General features: G+C 46.3%; 16 protein-coding genes and 1 pseudogene. 11 read left to right on the top strand and 6 right to left on the bottom strand.

The window, feature by feature from the left end; translation table 11 throughout:
- Positions 1 to 3: 3 nt before the first annotated feature.
- Genes AC6I8U_RS05240 through kdsB form a run of 5 tightly spaced genes read left to right on the top strand, consistent with a single transcriptional unit; the run spans position 4 to position 6001 of the window.
- Complete coding sequence (locus tag AC6I8U_RS05240; RefSeq protein WP_498017911.1) at positions 4 to 2283, top strand: DNA internalization-related competence protein ComEC/Rec2; 2280 nt, start codon at positions 4 to 6, stop codon at positions 2281 to 2283.
- 31 nt (positions 2284 to 2314) lie between these two features.
- Positions 2315 to 4066 carry a lipid A ABC transporter ATP-binding protein/permease MsbA gene (gene msbA / locus AC6I8U_RS05245; RefSeq protein ID WP_394151648.1) on the top strand — a complete coding sequence of 584 codons (1752 nt, stop codon included), beginning with the start codon at positions 2315 to 2317 and terminating at the stop codon, positions 4064 to 4066.
- Positions 4066 to 5088 (top strand): tetraacyldisaccharide 4'-kinase, encoded by a 1023-nt coding sequence (gene lpxK / locus AC6I8U_RS05250; protein WP_498017912.1) that lies wholly within the window; start codon positions 4066 to 4068, stop codon positions 5086 to 5088. Before msbA ends, lpxK begins: the two co-directional genes overlap by 1 nt.
- Entirely contained in the window at positions 5069 to 5248 is a 180-nt protein-coding gene (locus AC6I8U_RS05255; RefSeq protein ID WP_006075338.1) for a Trm112 family protein, read from the top strand. The genes lpxK and AC6I8U_RS05255 overlap by 20 nt, the downstream gene beginning before the upstream one ends.
- Complete coding sequence (gene kdsB / locus AC6I8U_RS05260; protein ID WP_498017913.1) at positions 5249 to 6001, top strand: 3-deoxy-manno-octulosonate cytidylyltransferase; 753 nt, start codon at positions 5249 to 5251, stop codon at positions 5999 to 6001.
- Between the two features lie 35 nt (positions 6002 to 6036).
- Here kdsB and AC6I8U_RS05265 read toward each other — a convergent pair whose 3' ends face one another.
- A complete protein-coding gene (locus AC6I8U_RS05265; RefSeq protein WP_498017914.1) occupies positions 6037 to 6738 on the bottom strand; it encodes a pseudouridine synthase in 702 nt (233 codons plus the stop codon).
- A 312-nt stretch (positions 6739 to 7050) separates the two neighbouring features.
- Between AC6I8U_RS05265 and AC6I8U_RS05270 the strand changes: the two genes are divergently transcribed.
- Positions 7051 to 9273: an NADP-dependent isocitrate dehydrogenase gene (locus tag AC6I8U_RS05270; protein WP_498017915.1), complete on the top strand. Its 2223-nt coding sequence runs from the start codon at positions 7051 to 7053 to the stop codon at positions 9271 to 9273.
- Positions 9274 to 9369: 96 nt separating this feature from the next.
- Here AC6I8U_RS05270 and cspD read toward each other — a convergent pair whose 3' ends face one another.
- The gene (gene cspD, locus AC6I8U_RS05275; protein ID WP_042476908.1) at positions 9370 to 9591 is read right to left on the bottom strand and encodes a cold shock domain-containing protein CspD; all 222 of its coding nucleotides are present in this window, start codon (positions 9589 to 9591) and stop codon (positions 9370 to 9372) included.
- Between the two features lie 548 nt (positions 9592 to 10139).
- Between cspD and clpS the strand changes: the two genes are divergently transcribed.
- The 3 genes and pseudogenes from clpS to AC6I8U_RS05290 all read left to right on the top strand — a co-directional run bounded on the left by clpS (position 10140) and on the right by AC6I8U_RS05290 (position 14097).
- Positions 10140 to 10460: an ATP-dependent Clp protease adapter ClpS gene (clpS, locus tag AC6I8U_RS05280; RefSeq protein WP_042476814.1), complete on the top strand. Its 321-nt coding sequence runs from the start codon at positions 10140 to 10142 to the stop codon at positions 10458 to 10460.
- Between the two features lie 41 nt (positions 10461 to 10501).
- Positions 10502 to 12784, top strand: a complete 2283-nt coding sequence (clpA, locus tag AC6I8U_RS05285; protein ID WP_042476817.1) for an ATP-dependent Clp protease ATP-binding subunit ClpA — start codon at positions 10502 to 10504, stop codon at positions 12782 to 12784.
- Between the two features lie 118 nt (positions 12785 to 12902).
- Positions 12903 to 14097 (top strand): annotated as a pseudogene (locus tag AC6I8U_RS05290) (ISL3 family transposase).
- A gap of 110 nt (positions 14098 to 14207) precedes the next feature.
- Here AC6I8U_RS05290 and infA read toward each other — a convergent pair.
- The 3 genes from infA to aat all read right to left on the bottom strand — a co-directional run bounded on the left by infA (position 14208) and on the right by aat (position 15931).
- Entirely contained in the window at positions 14208 to 14426 is a 219-nt protein-coding gene (gene infA / locus AC6I8U_RS05295; RefSeq protein ID WP_001040192.1) for a translation initiation factor IF-1, read from the bottom strand.
- 81 nt (positions 14427 to 14507) lie between these two features.
- Complete coding sequence (locus AC6I8U_RS05300) at positions 14508 to 15206, bottom strand: arginyltransferase (protein ID WP_498017916.1); 699 nt, start codon at positions 15204 to 15206, stop codon at positions 14508 to 14510.
- Positions 15203 to 15931, bottom strand: a complete 729-nt coding sequence (aat, locus tag AC6I8U_RS05305; RefSeq protein ID WP_234495538.1) for a leucyl/phenylalanyl-tRNA--protein transferase — start codon at positions 15929 to 15931, stop codon at positions 15203 to 15205. Before aat ends, AC6I8U_RS05300 begins: the two co-directional genes overlap by 4 nt.
- 192 nt (positions 15932 to 16123) lie before the next feature.
- Here aat and aroA point away from each other — a divergent pair, with 192 nt between their 5' ends.
- Positions 16124 to 17407: a 3-phosphoshikimate 1-carboxyvinyltransferase gene (gene aroA / locus AC6I8U_RS05310; protein WP_394151636.1), complete on the top strand. Its 1284-nt coding sequence runs from the start codon at positions 16124 to 16126 to the stop codon at positions 17405 to 17407.
- A 51-nt stretch (positions 17408 to 17458) separates the two neighbouring features.
- Here the strand turns inward: aroA and AC6I8U_RS05315 are convergent, their stop codons facing one another.
- A complete protein-coding gene (locus AC6I8U_RS05315; RefSeq protein WP_498017917.1) occupies positions 17459 to 17704 on the bottom strand; it encodes a YciN family protein in 246 nt (81 codons plus the stop codon).
- Between the two features lie 335 nt (positions 17705 to 18039).
- Here AC6I8U_RS05315 and topA point away from each other — a divergent pair, with 335 nt between their 5' ends.
- Positions 18040 to 20673, top strand: a complete 2634-nt coding sequence (gene topA / locus AC6I8U_RS05320) for a type I DNA topoisomerase (RefSeq protein ID WP_234495541.1) — start codon at positions 18040 to 18042, stop codon at positions 20671 to 20673.
- Positions 20674 to 20731: the final 58 nt, after the last annotated feature.

Here is a 20731-nt window from a genome sequence, read left to right on the forward strand (position 1 = left end):
AATATGGCTCTGTTAACAGGTATCGCAGTCCCACTCAGCTACTCGTTAGTGATGATTAGCGCTGTATGGTGGCCTGAGATGCCGAGTATTTTCTGGTTAATTCCTACATGCTGTACATGCATCGCCTGTTTGCTAAAGCGTCGCTGGGTGCTGTCAGCAGTATTCGCTGCAATGTCCGTGGCTTTGATACAAGGGAGTCTTTTCAAGTACCAATCCGAGGTACTTTTCCGATTTGGCACAGATATTACCATAAAAGCACGAGTTGACAGCTATTTTAAAAAAATAAGTCATGGCTATGAAGTACATGCAACGATAACGGCCATTAACGGACGCCCAATTCCTTCATTTAAGGCGCCTAAAGTTCGCCTCAGAACGCCTTTTGCAATAGAAGCAGGGGCCACGTTCTTTGGGCCTGTTCAGCTTAAGCGCCTATCTGGCGTCCTCAATCAAGTAGGATTTGACCGCGAGAAACATGCTTTTTCTCAAGGTATAGTCGGTATTGCTACTTTAGCCAATAAAAAGCATAGTTTTTCTGTTTCTAAATATCACTGGCGAGCAAACGCTCATGACGCCGTGAAAGCAGCAACAGAAAACAGTCCTTTTCAAGGCTTGTATCTCGCGCTGGTGTTCGGCGATCGAAGCATGCTACCAATAGAGCAAAGAAAGTCCTTACAGCAAAGCGGCCTCTCGCACCTAATTGCGATATCTGGTTTGCATATTGGTGTCATTTTCGGAATGGGATATTGGGTTGCGAAGTCGCTTATATCGTTTCTCAAGTTGGTTCTGCCCTATAAGCTAGGCTCAAATCTGGTTCACAGTGGCCAATTCTGGTCATTGAGTATTGGTTTGCTATTCGCGTATTGGTACTGCGCACTCGGTTTTTTCGCAATCTCAACGGTTCGCGCCTTGATAATGCTTGGAATTTTATCGCTACTACTATTAACGCAAGTGCGAATTCATCGACTCATGGTGCTGTTGGTTAGCGCAGCTGGCGTCCTGACATTGGTTCCTTTTTCTGCTGCGAGCATGAGCTTTTGGCTCTCTTTTTTTGCAGTCGGCGCATTGCTGTTGACGCTAACTATTTTAGGTAAAACGCGAGGTGTGATGGCGATTGTAAGCCTGCACTTGGTTTTGTCGGGGCTTTTTATCCCATTAATCGGTTTCCTGTTTCATGGCATACCACTACTCAGTGCCGCATACAACTTTGTGTTTGTACCTTGGTTTAGTTTTTGTATTGTCCCGCTCACCCTATTAGCGGCTGCCATCAATATGATGGGTTTCAGTTCAGATTGTTTGTGGCTATTGCTTGATCAAGCGCTGCTACCCTTAGATCTATTACTTCCCTATGCGTCCTCGTTTTGGACCCCGATAGTTCACAATGATTTGATGTTCGTGATTGTCTTGTTGGTGCTCGCTCTGTGTTTCAAGTGGCTTTCAACTTCGATGACGTCGGCTGTATTTGTCGTGTTCGCAACACAATATTTTATGATGCATCGAGAACAGAAAGTTAGTGTTCACTTTCTCGATGTGGGCCATGGATTGTCAGTAGCGATTGTTCAGGGTGACGAAGCGGTCGTTTACGACACAGGAAGGGCGACCCCTACCTTTTCGATGGCTGAAGCAGTGCTGATTCCAAACCTCAGGGCGTTAGGAGTAAAGAGACTGGAAGGCTTGATCTTGAGCCACGCCGACAATGACCACGCTGGTGGTGAGGCCGACCTAAAACAGAACATGGCCCCAAGGTGGATACGTCGTCCAGAGGGCGGTGGTCAGGTCAACTCTTGTATCAGAGGTGATCGATGGAAATGGGGCGCCGTTGACTTTGAGGTGTTGTGGCCTCCTGCAAGAGTCACACGCGCTTACAATCCTCATTCCTGTGTAATCTTAGTCACGTATCAAGAGACAGATAGAACATACCGTTTGCTGCTGACGGGCGATATAGAAAAGGTGAGTGAAATACTTCTTTCTCGTGAACTTGAACCTCTATCTATTGATGTGATGAGCGTGCCTCACCATGGCAGCAAGACCTCTTCCTCAAGATATCTCCATCAAACGATAGATGCTGACTATGCAGTGGCATCGAACCAGTTTGATTCAAGATGGCAACTGCCCAGTCCAGTCGTTCGAGAACAATATCAAAACAATGGAAGTATTTGGTATGAAACTGGGCGATCCGGACAAGTCTCATTCCAGTTTGTTGGTCAAGAAATCATCGTTTCCACCGCGAGGTCAGATTACCTAGCGCCTTGGTATAGGCAGATGTTGCGAAGCAGAGTAGAATGAGAGGATAGATAAAGTAAATCGATAAAGAATTATGTCGCAAAATCAAGATGAAACAACGCTGCAGACGTTTAAGCGTTTATGGACTTACATTCGTGAGTATAAAACGGGTCTAGCCGTTGCGGTTGTCGCACTAATTATCAATGCGGTCGCGGATACGTACATGATATCGCTTTTAAAGCCGCTTTTGGATGAAGGCTTTGGCGATGTAGAGTCCAACTTCTTGAAGGTTTTGCCTCTGATTATTCTCGGCATGATGTTTATCCGCGGACTATCTGGCTTTGTCTCTACGTACTGCTTAAGTTGGGTTTCTGGCAAAGTGGTAATGCACCTTAGAAGGGGGATATTTAACCACTTTATGCATATGCCGGTCTCCTTTTTCGACAAGGAGTCAACGGGTGGTTTGCTGTCTCGCATAACGTATGATTCGGAACAGGTGGCAGGGGCGACGAGTAGCTCGCTGGTTAGTATCGTTCGTGAGGGTGCGAGTATCATCGGCCTGCTAGTCTTGATGTTTTGGAGCAGTTGGCAGTTATCACTCGTGTTGCTCGTCGTCGCGCCCGTTGTTGCGTGGGCGATTCAAGTGGTTTCCAAACGTTTTCGCAAGATCTCCGTCAACATGCAGACCTCAATGGGCCATATGACGACTTCGGCAGAGCAGATGCTTAAGGGACACAAGGTTGTTCTGAGTTACGGTGGTCAACAAATCGAGAAAACGCGTTTTGATGAAATGAGTAATCAAATGCGTCAGCAGACCATGAAAATGGTTGCCGCATCGGCGATTGCTAACCCTGTAATTCAAATGATCGCCTCATTAGCGTTAGTTGCCGTTCTTTTCCTAGCTAGCTTTGATGAAGTTCGTGAGCAGCTTACGGCAGGTACCTTTACTGTTATTTTCTCAGCAATGTTCTCATTGATGCGTCCTCTGAAAGCTCTAACCGGTGTGACGGCTGATTTCCAACGTGGTATGGCTGCGAGCCAAACTTTGTTCAATCTCATGGATTTGGACACTGAACGCGATAATGGGACCAAAGAAATCACACGAGCTAAGGGTGAACTGTCGGTTAAAGATGTGACCTTTACTTATGAAGGCAGCGAAAAGCCTGCCCTGCGCAATGTAAGCTTCGATTTACCTGCTGGTAAGACGCTTGCACTGGTCGGTCGTTCGGGCTCTGGTAAGAGTACTATCGCTAACCTATTTACTCGTTTCTACGATGTCGATAGTGGCACTATCGAGCTGGATGGTCACAATATCCAAGATATTAAGCTAACCAATCTCCGTCAGCACTTTGCGCTGGTTTCGCAAAACGTACACCTGTTCAACGATACGATTGCCAATAACATTGCGTACGCGACAGATGGTCAGTATTCTCGTGAGCAAATTGAGCATGCCGCAACCTTGGCTCATGCTATGGAATTCATTAATAACCTCGATGACGGTTTAGATACCGTGATAGGCGAGAACGGCGCAAGCCTTTCGGGCGGTCAGCGTCAACGTATCGCTATCGCGCGTGCCTTGCTTCGAGATGCGCCTGTCCTTATTTTGGATGAGGCAACATCGGCGCTCGATACTGAATCTGAGCGAGCCATTCAATCTGCTCTTGATGAGCTTCAGAAAGACAAAACAGTGCTGGTGATTGCGCACCGTCTATCCACTATTGAAGAAGCGGATGAAATTCTTGTCGTTGACGAAGGTGAAATTATCGAGCGAGGCGACCACAAGACCCTAATTGAGCATCAAGGTGCGTATGCGCAATTACATAAAATCCAGTTTGGTGATCACTAGTGATAGACAAACTGTGGTTCGGTAATCATCCACTTCGCTTTATATTGTGGCCGCTGCTGTGGCCACTAAGCCAACTGTACTTGTTGGTGAGTACTCGTCGACGTCGCGCTTACGAATCAGGGAGTAAACCTCGCTACAAAGCCAAGGTGCCCGTTATCGTTGTGGGCAATATTACTGCCGGTGGTAATGGAAAAACTCCCATGGTTGTTTGGTTGGTTGAGCACTTGGTACGCCAAGGCAAGCGCCCCGGTGTCGTTTCTCGAGGCTATGGTGGTAAAGCAGCGCATTATCCATTAATGGTGACCTCTGAGACGTTACCCTCAGAGTGTGGCGATGAACCAAAGCTAATCTTCGAGCGCACTCAAGTTCCCGTTTGTGTCGACCCGGTTAGAGCGAATGCTACGAAACAGCTTGAGTCATTGGGTGTCGATGTCATTATCACCGATGATGGGCTCCAGCATTACGCACTCGACCGCGCTTTTGAAATCATCGTAATCGATGGGGTAAGGCGCTTTGGCAACCAGCAACCCATCCCACTGGGACCGATGAGAGAGTCGCTTGCTAGGCTAGATGAGGTTGACCTTAAAGTCGTCAACGGCGGACCGGATTCACAGCAATTACAAATAAACTCAGAAAAGCGCTTTGTCCTCTGCCCAGACACAGCCGTAAATCTAGTGACGGGAAAAACCGCATCCATTTCTGAGTTGGGTTCGCTGGCCGCATTCGCTGGCATCGGACACCCTCCACGTTTTTTTGACACCTTAGAAAAGTTGGGCGCAAGCTTGACCAAAACACAAGGCTTTGCCGATCATCAAGCGTTTGATGCCCAGAAGCTCGCCGAACTCAGTGTGGGTGTCGATAATGTCATTATGACAGAGAAAGATGCGGTGAAATGCCGCTCGTTTTCAAAGGACAATTGGTGGTATTTGCCAGTGTCAGCTCAATTTACGGAGCAAGATAGCCAGCAAATACTTCAAGAAATCAATAAGGTAATAGAAAGTTATGGATCACAGACTGCTTGAGATCGTGGCATGCCCAGTATGCAAAGGGAAGCTAACATTCGACAAAGATAAACAGGAGCTTATCTGTAAGCTTGACCGATTGGCTTATCCGATTAAAGAAGGGATTCCAGTGTTGCTTGAACCTGAAGCAAGACAGATGAGTATGGAAGAGGGTCGATAGATGGCATTCACGGTTATCATCCCAGCTCGATATAGCTCCTCGCGTCTTCCAGGTAAGCCGTTGGCAGACATTTGCGGCAAACCAATGGTGCAGCATGTTTATGAGCGTGCTGTTGAGTCGGGTGCTGACCGAGTCATTGTTGCCACTGACGATGTGAGAATTGAATCAGCGGTTCAAGCATTTGGTGGAGAAGTCTGTATGACCTCCCCAGATCATCAATCGGGTACAGAGCGCCTAGCCGAAGTGGTTGAGTTAATGGGCATTGAGCCTGAGCACACAATCGTCAACGTTCAAGGTGATGAGCCGTTAATACCAGCGAGTATCATTAAGCAGGTCGCGGACAATCTGCAATCGAGCCAGGCGCCGATGGCGACGCTTGGAGTGACGATTGAGGATGAGGAAGAGGTATTCAACCCCAATGCTGTAAAGGTTGTCACCGACCGAAATGGCTTCGCCCTTTACTTCAGTCGTGCCACCATTCCCTGGGATCGTGATGCGTACGCCTCAGAGCCGAAGTCGACTGCGACAAGCCCTCTCATGCGCCATATTGGCATTTATGCGTATCGAGCAGGCTTTATCAACACCTACATCAATTGGGCGCCAAGTGCGCTTGAGAAGATTGAATCTCTAGAGCAGCTCCGTGTGCTTTGGTATGGTGAGCGTATTCACGTCGAGCTAGCAAAAGAGGCGCCCCCTGCAGGTGTCGATACGCCAGAAGATCTTGATAAAGTGAGAGCACTTTTGTCGAAGTAATTTTTGAAAACGCCGCTGGAATCAGCGGCGTTTTTTTAGTCTAGCTGCGTAACAGGGATCTCTTTCCATTCGCCAGGTTGCAACTCATCTAGGCTGAACCGCCCCATTTTCGCGCGAATTAATCTAAGCGTTGGGAAACCAATATGTGCGGTCATACGGCGCACCTGACGATTTCGCCCTTCAATGATAGTGACACTTAGCCAAGTCGTTGGGATATTAGCGCGAAAACGCACAGGAGGGTGTCGCTCCCAAACCATAGGGGCGTCCATGCGTTCGATTTTGGCAGGCAGTGTAGGCCCATCTTTCAGTGTCACGCCACTTCTTAGCTTGTCTAACTCTGCTTCGGATGGATCACCGTCGACTTGCACCCAATAGGTCTTCTCAGACTTTGATTGTGGTTGCGTCAATCTTGCCTGCAAGACGCCATCGTTAGTCAGCACCATTAACCCTTCGCTATCGCGATCAAGTCGGCCTGCGGCGTAAACATCTTTTATCGGGATGTAGTCTGCGAGCGTTTTTCTTCCCTCGCCATCAGTAAACTGACTTAAGGTGTCGTAGGGCTTATTGAACAGAATCACTTTTCTTTCACTTGGGGCAGGTCGCTTCTTTTCGGTCCGCTTTGAGTTGCCTGAACGACGTTTTTGATTCGCCCTTTGACCATGACTTTTTTGTTTGAATTGACTCGATGAAGAACGCGAAACACGCTGGGAACCCTTACGCGTTGTTTTAATCGTCATGTTAACTACCTTGCAAAAATGTAAACGAACTGTGTGGTTTAGTTTTGTCTACGGGTGTTTTGAGCTATCATGAGCGCGCTCAAAAACAGGAATAACGCACAAGATAATAGACTAATTGACCAATTTTGTTTAATTATAAGTGCTTAGGATTTCGTTTGACTGAACAAAACTACGCCAAAACGATGAGTTTTCATCTGCAGTTGTCTTAGGTTTGCTCTCGAGTTGGTGTCCAGTCAAAACGTTTACGCCGTCCAAATGGAGGCGTTAATTGATAAAGGGTGCTCAGCCCGATTAGAACGATAGGGAAATTTCATGCCTACAGAAAAGCCGACAATCATCTATACCATTACTGATGAAGCGCCAGCGCTGGCAACATATTCATTGCTACCGATCATTCAGTCATTCACCGCGTCTTCAGGTATTGATGTTGAAACAAGAGATATTTCACTAGCAGGGCGTATCATTGCCAACTTCCCTGACTATCTCAAAGAAGAACAACGCATTGGTGATGCATTAGCAGAGCTTGGCGAACTAGCCAAAACACCAGAAGCAAACATCATTAAACTACCAAACATCTCTGCATCGATTCCTCAGCTACAAGCTGCTATCAAAGAACTTCAAGCGAATGGCTATGATCTTCCAGATTACCCGGAAGAGCCTGCAAATGCAGAGCAAGAAGCCGTTAAAGCGGTTTATGACAAAATTAAAGGCAGTGCTGTAAACCCAGTACTGCGTGAAGGTAACTCAGACCGTCGCGCGCCACTGTCTGTGAAAAATTACGCAAAGAAAAATCCTCACTCAATGGGCGCGTGGGCATCAGATTCTAAGTCTCATGTTTCAAGCATGTCTGATAGCGATTTCTTCGGTAGTGAAAAGTCAGTAACGACGACAGGCGCAACCGATGTGAAGATTCAGTTCACTTCATCAGCAGGTGAGACAAAAGTACTTAAAGAAAAAGTTGCATTGCAAGCAGGCGAAATCATTGACGCTTCTGTAATGAATAAAAACGCCCTTGTTGCGTTCTTCGAAGAGCAAATAGAAGACGCTAAGAAACAAGACGTGCTACTTTCTCTGCATATGAAAGCGACCATGATGAAGGTATCTGACCCGGTCATCTTTGGTCACGCCGTTAAGGTTTACTACAAAGCGGTATTTGACAAGCATGGCGAGCTTTTCGATGAGCTAGGCGTTGATGTCAATAACGGTATCGGTGATGTGTATGCGAAGATTGCATCACTGCCAGCAGCGCAGAAATCGGAAATTGAAGCTGATCTAGCAGCGGTATACGAGACACAGCCTCCACTGGCTATGGTTGATTCAGATCGTGGTATTACTAACCTGCACGTACCTAGTGACATCATTGTTGATGCATCGATGCCGGCAATGCTGCGCTCTTCTGGCCAGATGTGGGGTCCAGATGGTAAGCAAAAAGACACGAAAGCGATGATCCCAGATCGCAGCTACGCAAGCATCTATCAAGCGGTTATCGACTTCTGTAAGCAGCACGGTGCGTTCGATCCAACGACGATGGGTAGCGTACCTAACGTGGGCTTGATGGCGCAAAAAGCAGAAGAGTACGGCTCTCACGATAAAACCTTTATTATGAGTGATGCGGGTACGGTTTCTGTCGTTGATGCAGAGGGTAATGTTCTTATTGAACAATCCGTTGAGGAAGGCGATATCTTCCGTATGTGTCAGGTGAAAGACGCGCCGATTCAAGACTGGGTCAAGTTGGCGGTAACACGTGCACGCGCTTCAAGCACACCGGCTGTGTTCTGGCTAGACGAAAATCGTGCACACGATGCAGAGCTGATTAAGAAAGTTAATCAGTACCTTCCTCAGCACGACACAGCAGGTCTAGAGATCCATATCAAGGCGCCGCTAGAAGCAACACTATTCTCGCTTGAACGTATTAAAGAAGGTCTAGACACTATCTCGGTAACAGGTAACGTACTTCGTGACTACCTAACCGATTTGTTCCCAATTCTAGAACTGGGTACGTCAGCAAAAATGCTTTCTATCGTTCCACTGATGAATGGTGGTGGTCTGTTTGAGACCGGTGCGGGTGGTTCTGCGCCTAAGCACGTTCAGCAAGTACAAAAAGAAAACCACCTACGTTGGGATTCTTTGGGTGAGTTCTTAGCCTTAGCTGCTTCTCTAGAGCACCTAGCGGTGGTTTCTGGCAAAGAGAAAGCAAATATACTCGCGAAAGCTCTAGACTCAGCGACAGGCAAGTTCCTAGACGAAAACAAGTCACCTTCACGTAAAGTGGGTGAGCTAGACAACCGTGGTTCTCACTACTATCTAGCACTTTACTGGGCTCAAGCTCTCGCGGTTCAAACTGAAGATGCAGCATTAGCAGAAGAATTTGCACCGATTGCCGAGCAACTGGCGTCTAACGAAAGCATCATCGTTTCTGAATTGAATAACGCTCAAGGCGTTGCAGGTGATCTTGGCGGCTACTATCAACCGAATGACGCGAAGGCTTCTTCACTAATGCGCCCAAGCGCAACGCTGAATAGCATTATCGGCTAACAGTGATTAGACATAAAAAAACCACCTTCGGGTGGTTTTTTTAATCCTGTGGTCAGTACTTCTAGTGTAACGTTGGATTGGATTTGTGGTGCTTTACTACTTCGCTAAATCACCTTCGACCGGAGTGACCGAGCTCGCGTGGTAGCCCTTTGGCCCTTCTTCTACTTCGTAGTTGACTTGCTGCCCTGCTTTAAGAGTGCGGTAGCCATCCATTTTGATTGTTGAGTAGTGCGCGAAAATATCGCCGTCTTCACCCTCTGGACAAATAAAGCCAAATCCCTTGGCATTGTTAAACCATTTTACTGTACCTGTCGCCATGCTATACATCCCTCATGCATTTTGTAACTGAAGTTGTGGTAGAAGATACTGACCTTCGGTAAATCTACTGACTTCATGAGACTATTAGCCTCGAACCATCGTATTTAGCACCAGTGGCTAGCCAAAATTAGCGAGTTCACTGTGAGAAATTTCCCATACGCTGGGGAATACTGATTCAAAACTTGTTAAATTTTAGTCACTAGTTAACCACTCTAGTCAAACATTGAGCGTAGTCAATAGGAAACTAGTATAAATAACTACATATTCTATACATATGCGCTTTGGTTTTAACAAATGTGCAATGAAACGCTTCTGTTTACATAGGCTTACTGTATGCTAGAGGGGAGGGAGGATAACTTTTTTCAACGTGGCTCATATGTGACACACACTAATAGCATTGTTTTGTTTGCAGCGATACAATTGGTGCATTAGTCTCTTAATAAGAGATGTTTTTCGAGTGGCAGATTGAAAGCAACTTGGCTGAGAAGCTTAGACTAGATACTGTCACATTGTGATGAATTTTTAAGAAAACTCTCGAACATCTGGCCATGAGTAAAAATTTTGAATGGGTGACTCCAGACTCAGATTTATTGGAGAAAGAAAAAACTAAGGTTGAGCCACCGGCGCTGTATAACGTTATCCTCAATAACGATGATTACACCCCGATGGACTTTGTTGTAGAAATCTTGGAACGCTTTTTTTCACTCAACGAGGATAAAGCAACGCAGGTGATGCTAGCTGTACACTATGAAGGTAAAGCCGTCTGTGGCACCTACACTGCTGAAGTTGCTGAAACGAAAGTTGCTCAAGTGACCATGTATTCAAGGGAACATGAACACCCACTTTTGTGTACCATGGAAAAAGCCTAATTTTCGCTTGAATGGCGCTTGCCATTCCTTAGGAGGTACTTATGCTGAATAAAGAACTAGAATCGAGTCTGAACGGTGCATTCGCTCGTGCCCGCGACAAAAGACATGAATTCATGACCGTAGAGCATCTCCTTTTAGCTTTGTTGGAAAATGACTCGGCTAAAGAGGCCCTAACAGCATGCAATGCTAACCTAGAAACGTTGCGTAATGAGTTGGATATTTTCATCGATCAAACCACTCCGCTCATTCCAGACTCTGACGATACAAGAGAAACCCAGCCTACGCTTAGTTTCCAACGAGTACTTCAGCGTGCCGTCTTCCATGTTCAATCATCTGGTCGCAGTGAAGTGACCGGTGCCAACGTTCTGGTCGCCATTTTCAGCGAGCAGGAATCTCATGCGGCTTATCTTCTAAAGAAGAATGACATTAGCCGCCTAGACATTGTTAACTTTATCTCACACGGGATCACGAAGAATGCCGGCCCTTCAGGTGATGAGCCTTCTAGTGGTTCGTTAGGCGGTAGCAGCGAAAGCATTGAAGATGCGAACAGCGAAGACCGCTTAGAGAGCTTTGCAACCAACCTGAACCAAGTTGCAAAAGCGGGGAATATTGACCCTCTCATTGGGCGTGATAAAGAGCTAGAGCGTACAATCCAAGTCCTTTGCCGACGTCGTAAAAACAACCCATTATTAGTGGGTGAAGCGGGTGTTGGTAAGACGGCGATTGCAGAAGGGCTTGCGTGGAGAATCGTCGAAGGTCAAGTACCTGAAGTCATCAAAGACAGCGTTATCTATTCTCTGGATATCGGTTCGCTTCTCGCGGGCACCAAATATCGCGGTGACTTCGAGAAACGCTTCAAGGCAATCCTGAAACAGCTTGAGAAAGAAGACGATGCCATCCTATTCATCGATGAAATTCACACCATCATAGGAGCAGGTGCTGCGTCTGGTGGTCAAGTTGACGCCGCTAACTTGATTAAGCCTCTATTGAGTAGTGGTAAATTGCGCTGTATCGGTTCGACGACCTACCAAGAATACAGCAACATCTTTGACAAAGAGCGCGCGCTGTCTCGTCGATTCCAGAAAATTGATGTGGTGGAACCATCTTTAGATGACACCACTAAGATTTTGATGGGTTTGAAACCTAAGTACGAAGAGCACCACGAAGTACGTTATACCAACAAAGCACTGCGTGCTGCGGTAGAGCTGTCGGCTAAATACATTAATGAGCGTCACCTTCCAGACAAAGCCATTGATGTAATCGATGAAGCTGGTGCTCGTAGCCGCTTGGTTCCTGCCAGCCGTCGCAAGAAAACTGTGGGTGTCGCGGATATTGAAGCTATGGTCGCTAAGATGGCTAGGATCCCAGAGAAATCAGTGTCTTCTTCTGACAAAGACATTCTTCAGAATCTTGACGAGAAGATGAAGATGTTGGTATTCGGACAGGACCAAGCGATCGATGTGCTTAGTGAAGCGATCAAGATGACTCGCGCAGGTCTTGGCAATGAGGATAAACCTGTAGGTTCGTTCTTGTTCGCAGGTCCTACTGGGGTAGGTAAAACTGAAGTGACCGTTCAGCTGTCGAAACTGCTGGGCATCGAATTGCTTCGCTTTGATATGTCTGAATACGGCGAAAGACATTCGGTCAGCCGTTTGATCGGTGCACCTCCGGGCTATGTAGGTTATGACCAAGGCGGTCTATTGACTGATGCTGTTATTAAACACCCGCACTCTGTCGTTCTTCTCGATGAGATTGAGAAGGCTCACCCAGATATCTTCAACCTGCTGTTGCAAGTGATGGATAATGGTACGCTGACGGACAACAATGGCCGCAAAGCCGATTTCCGAAATGTCATTTTGGTCATGACCAGTAATGCCGGTGTAACCGAGACAGAGAAGAAATCGATTGGCCTTATCCAGCAAGACCACAAACCTGACGCGATGGGTGCGATTAAGCGTGTGTTCACGCCTGAGTTCCGTAACCGCCTTGACGGTATCATCTGGTTCAACAGCTTAGATGATGTTGTCATTCACCAAGTGGTCGACAAGTTTATTGTTGAGCTGCAAGCGCAGCTAGATTCACGCGGAGTGTCTCTGGAGGTGTCTGATGAAGCTCGTGACTGGTTAGCTGTCAAAGGTTACGACAAGACCATGGGGGCACGTCCAATGGGTCGTGTCATCCAAGACAAGCTCAAAAAGCCTCTGGCCAACGAGCTGTTGTTTGGTAGCTTAGTTGATGGCGGAACGGTGCGAGTGTCTTTGGAAGAGGATGATCTCGCATTCGAATATATCGGTTCAAAGGAAGCGGCTGAAGCGCATCACTAATACTCACGTAGAGTAAATAAAAAAGGTTCATCGCGGATTAGCGGGGACTTAAAACAAAAACGGTAGTAAGTGATAAGGTTACATCGCCAAACACAACCTTGCACAAACTACCGTTTTCATGCCGAATAATACTTTCCTATCATCGTTCTGGGAAGGCTTTCATGTCGTAAAGTCTGTACAAACGTCTTCTCTTATCACGATTACTCTCAAACCCAGTACGACTGCTCGATGTGCATGTGGGCAACATGTTCAAGCCATACATGATTATCAGTGGCGCACCATTAAGGAAGCGATGATTCTTGGCGTACCTGTCGAGCTGCACCTACAAACAAGGCGTATCAAGTGCCCTGACTGCGGTATCAAAACCGAATCTATTTCTTGGCTTGAACCTTTTTGCCCGTCTTACTAACCGCTTGCGTAGTTATATTGAACAGTTGCTGCCTCTTCTCCCTATCAAACATATTTCCCAAATGACGGGTGTTCATTGGCATACCGTCAAGGAGATAGATAAGCGCCGGCTGCAAAATGTAGTGCCAGAGGTTAACTGGGCGGAGCTGCGACAGCTTGTTATGGATGAGTTTGCCCTCTTCAAGGGACATCGTTATGCCACTGTTATCGCGGATGCAAAGACGCATCAAGTACTTTGGATAGGCGTCGGACGCAGCCGAAAAGATATCCGTCCTTTTTTCGAGTTACTCGGTAAGCATGGCCAGAACATAGAAGCGGTTGCGATGGATATGAATACGGCTTTCGACCTCGAAGTGCAGCAGCATTGTCCTAACGCCCGCATTGTGTACGACTTATTCCATGTAGTCGCCAAATTTGGACGAGAAGTGATGGATAGAGTCAGAGTTGACCAAGCTAATCGACTTAAACAAGACAGGAAAGCACGTCAATGGATTAAACGTTCACGCTGGGTTCTCCTCAAAAACAGAGGCAATTTAGACAGTAAGCAGGAGAGTTATCTAAATGAGATACTGAGTATGAACAAGGACTTAATGGTGACGTATTTACTTGGCTCTCAGCTTAAAGAGTTATGGCGGTGCCAGTCAGAGAGCGAAGCGGAAGGCTTGTGGGACATATGGTGGGAGCAAGTTCAAGAAAGCGGGATCAAACCACTAATGGACTTCGCGAGAAAGCTCAAACCGTACCTTCATGGCATAGTTGCTTCTGCAAGGTACCCACTCAACACCTGTACGCTAGAAGGGATAAACAACAAGATAAAGTTAATCAAACGAATGGGCTACGGTTACCGAGATATCGATTACTTCTTTCTAAAGATAAAAGCGGCTTTCCCCGGAAAGCCGCGATGAACCATAAAAAAGCGTACCCATTCGGGTACGCTTTTTAGTATCTGATGTAGAGATCACAATAAAAAACGGAGCCGAGAGCTCCGTTTTTTATTGCATTCGACAATCGTAGATTAACGAGCGCGGAAGACGATGCGGCCTTTAGATAGGTCGTATGGAGTCATCTCTACAGTTACTTTGTCACCAGTAAGGATACGGATGTAGTTTTTACGCATCTTACCAGAGATGTGTGCAGTAACTACGTGACCGTTTTCTAGTTCAACACGGAACATTGTGTTTGGTAGAGTATCAAGAACAGTGCCTTGCATCTCAATTACGTCTTCTTTAGCCATTTAATCCTCTTTCGAAATGTGGCGTTTTTAACGGCGAGCATTGTGCCGCTAAAATCTCAATATGTAAAGTTGCGGTGTATTCTACCCTTGCCAACGCTGATTTACTAGCCTTTGATGACGTTGGAAGCGGGTTTTGTAGTTCATAGCGGAGCAATCATCGATTTGATAGCCCAAGTAGAGCCACTGCTTGTTGTACTGGCGACAGTATTCTAACTGGCACAACACCGCGTAAGTCCCTAATGACAGCTCATAGTCTGGGTCAAAAAAGGTGTAGAAAGCACTAGCGCTGTTTTCAAGTATATCCGTAATAGCGATGGCAACCAGATCTTCTCCGTCATAGATGTGAAGGTAGTGCATGGTTAACCAAGTGCAATCGGCGAATTCAAAAAACTCTTTTTCACGAGGGGGATACATGCTTCCAGAAGCGTGCCTTCCTTCGATATATTTGGCATAGAGTTCAAACCACTTTTCGTCGAGTTGATTGCGGATTTCCCAACGCAGATGTTTACCTTTTGACCATAGTCGTTTTTGACTTTTTGAAGGGCTGAAGTCTTGAACTGCCACCCTTAGAGCTTGGCAGGCTTGGCATTTGTCGCACTGTGGCTTGTAGAGTGTATTGCTACTGCGGCGAAAGCCATTGGCGAGCAGCATTTCGAAGTTTTCCCCGCTGTGCATCTCCTTTTCAAGGACGATCGCGACACGTTCTTCCTTTGATGGAATATAACTGCAAGGCTGCTGTCGACTCAGTCCAATACGAATTTGTTGCAAGGCCATGTTCATCTACTCTCACTCCTCTCTATAGGCAATGATAGCGTCTGGTGCTCAAAACAGGAACGTTCGACAGCGGATTGTTGATATTGATACAGTTTTTCCAAGAATGAGACTCGATCCAATTCTGTCGCGCCGAGGGATTGCAGGTGAGGGTTCATGACTTGGCAGTCGATTAGCTTTCCTCCGCTCAAAGTAAAGTGTTCACAGAAATACCAAAGGGCGATTTTGGACGCATTGGTTGCTAGAGAAAACATGGACTCGCCACAAAATACCTGCCCGATAGAAAGACCATAGAGACCGCCCACTAACTCCTGGTTTTGCCATACTTCGACAGAGTGACAATGACCTTGGTTTGCGAGTTCAATGTATGCAGCTTGCATATCGTCATTTAGCCAGGTTTCTTCCAGTGGTCGAGTACTGGAGCAAAACCCAATCACCGAAGCCGTATCTTTATTTATCGTGACCTGATAACCGTGCTTACGTTGGAATTTTCGTAAGCTTTTCGAGGGTTGGAAAGATTCTGGGAAGAAAACGGCTCGCGGAGAAGGACTCCACCACAAAAGAGGCTCATTGGGTCCAAACCAAGGAAAAACGCCGCTCTTATAGGCACTAATGAGTCGTTGCGGACTCAGGTCACCACCAAAAGCGAGTAAACCGTTAGGTTCATCTAAAGCCTCAAATGGCGAAGGGAAGCTTAGGTCATGACTGTCTAGTTCTGGAAGATATATGGTCATACGGAATAGGCTCTGATTTCCTTTATTTTTCGCTGTACTAGCTGGCTAGTACTCGTTTGCCTGATTTTTAACCGCCGTTAGCGGTTTTAGGGGTGGCGCTCATTCTTTATTTTCGATAGTCTGCCAGTACGAAGAATTATAGAGGATACTTCACGTTAGGACCGAAGTATCAGCAAAGGATTAAACACCCCAATGGAAAGCTTAACATTACAACCAATTCAGAAAGTCTCAGGAACGGTGAATCTTCCTGGTTCTAAAAGCGTTTCCAATCGTGCATTACTGCTGGCTGCGCTAGCCGAGGGTACAACTACCCTAACTAATTTGCTCGATAGTGATGACATTCGACACATGCTGAATGCCCTTACTAAACTGGGCGTCGAGTATCAGTTATCTGCGGATAAAACTCAATGTGTTGTCAAAGGTTTAGGTAAGGCTTTTTCTGTAGACTCTTCAACCGAGCTATTTCTGGGTAACGCGGGGACAGCAATGCGTCCACTCGCCGCGGCACTTTGTTTAGGCAAAGGTGAGTTCGTCTTGACTGGCGAGCCTCGCATGAAAGAGCGTCCAATCGGTCACTTGGTTGATGCGCTTGTAGAGGCAGGTGCAGACATCACATATCTAGAGAATGAAAACTACCCACCTCTTAATATCAAGGGTACGGGCCTGAAAGGCGGTCACGTTAAAATAGATGGCTCAATTTCGAGTCAGTTTTTAACTGCGTTTTTGATGTCAGCGCCACTTGCTGAATCAGACGTTACCATTGAGATTGTTGGCGAGTTGGTTTCTAAGCCATATATTGATATCACTCTACACATCATGAAGCAGTTTGGTGTGGAAGTTGAAAACCAAGATTATCAGAACTTCGTTGTCAAAAGTGGTCAACAGTACCAATCACCAGGTCAATTCCTCGTTGAAGGCGATGCATCATCTGCCTCATATTTCCTAGCGGCAGCAGCCATCAAGGGCGGTGAGATTAAAGTGACGGGTATTGGGAAAAACAGCATACAAGGCGATATCCATTTCGCAGATGCGCTTGAGAAGATGGGCGCGGACATTGAATGGGGTGATGACTATATCTTATGTCGCAAGGGTGAACTTGTCGGTATCGATATGGACTATAACCATATTCCGGATGCGGCGATGACAATTGCGACCACAGCACTTTTTGCCAAAGGTACGACAGCTATCCGTAATGTTTACAACTGGCGTGTAAAAGAGACGGATCGCTTGGCCGCCATGGCTACTGAACTGCGTAAAGTCGGTGCTACGGTAGAAGAAGGTGAAGACTATATCATCGTTGAGCCAACGACAGATCTGAAGCACGCTGCGATTGATACTTATGATGACCACCGCATGGCGATGTGTTTTTCACTGGTTGCGCTAAGTGACACTCCTGTGACTATCAATGACCCTAAGTGTACGTCAAAGACATTCCCAGATTACTTTGACAAGCTAGAAGGTCTAAGCCAGTCATAATAAAAAGCGCCCTCTCGTAAGATAGGGCGCTTTTTTTAATCTATTGAGTCGTTATTGGACAGTAAATTCTTTTGAAAGGTGGTGGGCTAAGTATTTGAACATGTTGAATACAGCCGTTGTTTTTTCAGTTGGAAGACCATTGTCATCCAAGAAATAATTGCCCTTAAATACTAATACACCGTCTTTTTCTTCAACGCTGTCAGCACGCATACCTTCGATGAAGTCTTCGTGCTCTTGAATGACCTGATTCGCAATCAACAAAAGGTCGAATTGAGAGATTGGCTTTCTTTGTGACATATTGATGTCCTCTATATATATGGCTTTTGCCGTAGTTTATGAGTGACAACACATTTTGCAAGGACAAATATCTCGGCTATAGTTAGCAGCAATTTGTGATTTGCCACAAATTTTGATTATTGTTGCTAGTCAACTTGGGTAAATGACGTTTAATATTGCGCCATTTTTTAAATGGCGAGCCCGTTTCAATCGGACATTTGTCGACCAATTAGCGTCTGATTGTAAAAAAACAGGTTGACCTTCTTTTGTTCTCGCTCAATAGTAAAAAAAGAAGCATACATTTCGAACATCGTGCGATTAAATGTCGCAATGTGATATAGGACGTTAGTGTCATTATGGGAAAGTCACTAGTTATAGTGGAGTCACCTGCTAAAGCTAAAACCATCAATAAGTACCTCGGTAAAGACTTTATTGTTAAGTCGAGTGTGGGTCACGTACGTGATTTGCCGACAGCCGGTCAGAGTACAGGTAAAAAAGCAGCAGCGGTGTCTACCAAAGGCTTAAGTGCTGAAGAAAAAGCACGCATTAAAAAAGAAAAAGACCGTAAGGCACTCATTAAAAAGATGGGTATCAACCCATACGACGATTGGGCGGCAAATTATCAAGTACTACCTGGCAAAGAAAAGGTAGTGGCTGAGCTACAAAAGCTTGCAAAAGACGCTGACCACGTTTATCTCGCAACCGATTTGGACCGCGAAGGAGAAGCTATCGCATGGCACCTTCGTGAGATCATCGGTGGCGATGAAGAGCGATACAAGCGTGTGGTCTTTAACGAAATTACTAAAAATGCTATCCAGCAAGCGTTCCAGGATCCTGGCGAGCTGAATATGGATGGTGTTAATGCTCAGCAAGCTCGTCGTTTCCTCGACCGAGTAGTGGGCTTTATGGTGTCTCCTCTGCTATGGAAAAAAGTAGCGAGAGGCTTGTCTGCAGGTCGAGTACAGTCTGTGGCAGTAAAACTATTGGTTGAACGTGAGCGTGAAATCAATGCTTTTATTCCTGAAGAGTTCTGGGATATTCATGCCGACACCAAAACAACAGATAAAACAGACTTTCGTTTACTTGTTGCTCAAAAGCAAGGTAAAGCGTTTAAGCCTGCCAACGAAACCGAGGCGCAAGCCGCTGTCGCGACGTTAGATAAAGCGGTTTATGAAGTTTGTAAACGCGAAGATCGTCCGACGCAAAGCAAGCCTTCGGCACCGTACATCACGTCGACACTCCAGCAAGCGGCAAGTACACGCTTAGGTTATGGTGTTAAAAAGACCATGATGCTTGCTCAACGACTCTATGAAGCGGGTTACATCACCTACATGCGTACTGACTCAACAAACTTGAGTGCGGAAGCGGTAGACGCGGTACGCGGCTTTATCGATAGTGAGTTTGGCGGCGAATACTTACCGGCGAAACCAAACTTTTACGGTAGTAAAGAAGGTGCACAAGAAGCGCACGAAGCGATTCGTCCATCTGACGTGAATGTAAAAGTTGACGACTTAAATGGCGTGGAAGCGGACGCTCATAAGCTGTATGCGTTGATTTGGAATCAGTTTGTTGCATGTCAAATGACACCAGCAAAATACGATTCAACGACAATCAGCGTTAAGGCGGATGATTACACGCTTAAAGCGAAAGGCCGTATTCTTAAGTTTGATGGTTGGACTCGTGTTCAACGTCCAATGGGCAAGAATGAAGACGCGATTCTTCCTGCAGTACAACTAGGCGATAAGCTTGACCTTGTTGCACTGGATCCAAAACAGCACTTTACTAAGCCGCCAGCGCGCTTCACGGAAGCTGCTTTGGTTAAAGAGCTAGAAAAGCGCGGTATTGGTCGTCCTTCTACTTATGCTTCTATCATCTCTACGATCCAAGACCGTGGCTATGTGAAAGTGGAGCAGCGCCGTTTCTACGCCGAGAAAATGGGTGAGATTGTTACCGACCGTTTGGATGACAGCTTTACCGATTTGATGAACTACGACTTCACCGCTCGTATGGAGCAGAGGCTCGACCAAATCGCTGAAGGTGAGACCAATTGGAAGCAGGTTCTAAATGAGTTCTTCGAAGAGTTCACAACCGACCTTGGCAAAGCTGAATTGGATGAAGACCACGGTGGTATGAAGCCAAACCATATTGTTGAGACTGATATTGAGTGTCCAACATGTGGTCGCCCTATGGGTATTCGCACGGCATCTACTGGTGTATTCCTTGGTTGTTCTGGTTACGCACTGCCGCCAAAAGAGCGCTGTAAAACAACGATCAACCTTGGCGATGAAGAAGGCATCATCAATGTTCTAGAAGAAGACGTTGAGACTGCGGCACTTCGCGCTAAGAAGCGCTGTCCTATCTGTGAAACTGCGATGGACGCGTACCTTATTGATGACAAGCGCAAACTTCACGTATGTGGTAACAACCCGAACTGTGAAGGCTATGTTGTTGAGCACGGCGAATTTAAGGTTAAGGGCTATGATGGTCCGACGGTTGAGTGTGATAAATGTGGTTCTGAAATGGTCCTTAAAAATGGCCGTTTTGGTAAGTACATGGATTGCACAAACGAAAACTGTAAGAACACTCGTAAGATCCTAAAAAATGGTGAGATCGCGCCTCCGAAAGAAGATCCTGTGCACTTCCCTGAGTTGCCATGTGAAAACTCAGATGCGTACTTTGTATTGCGTGATGGTGCTTCAGGTCTGTTCATGGCGGCGAGTAACTTCCCTAAATCTCGCGAGACTCGTGCTCCATTAGTGAGTGAGCTGGCACGCTTTAAAGAGCGTTTGTCACCGAAGTTTGTCTATCTAGCAGAAGCGCCTACAGAGGACCCTGATGGTCGTCCTACGGTCGTTCGTTTTAGCCGTAAGACGAAAGAGAACTACATCCGCTCAGAGATCGAAGGTAAGCCTTCAGGATGGACTGGCCTTTATGTTGACGGTAAGTGGGAAATTACCGACAAACGCAAAAAGCCTAAGAAAGAGTCTTAAGCACTAAACTCGTAAAGCCTGACTTGTCGCTCAAGTCAGGCTTTTTTTGTACCTGTGA

This window comes from Vibrio sp. KUL80, assembly GCF_059725495.1.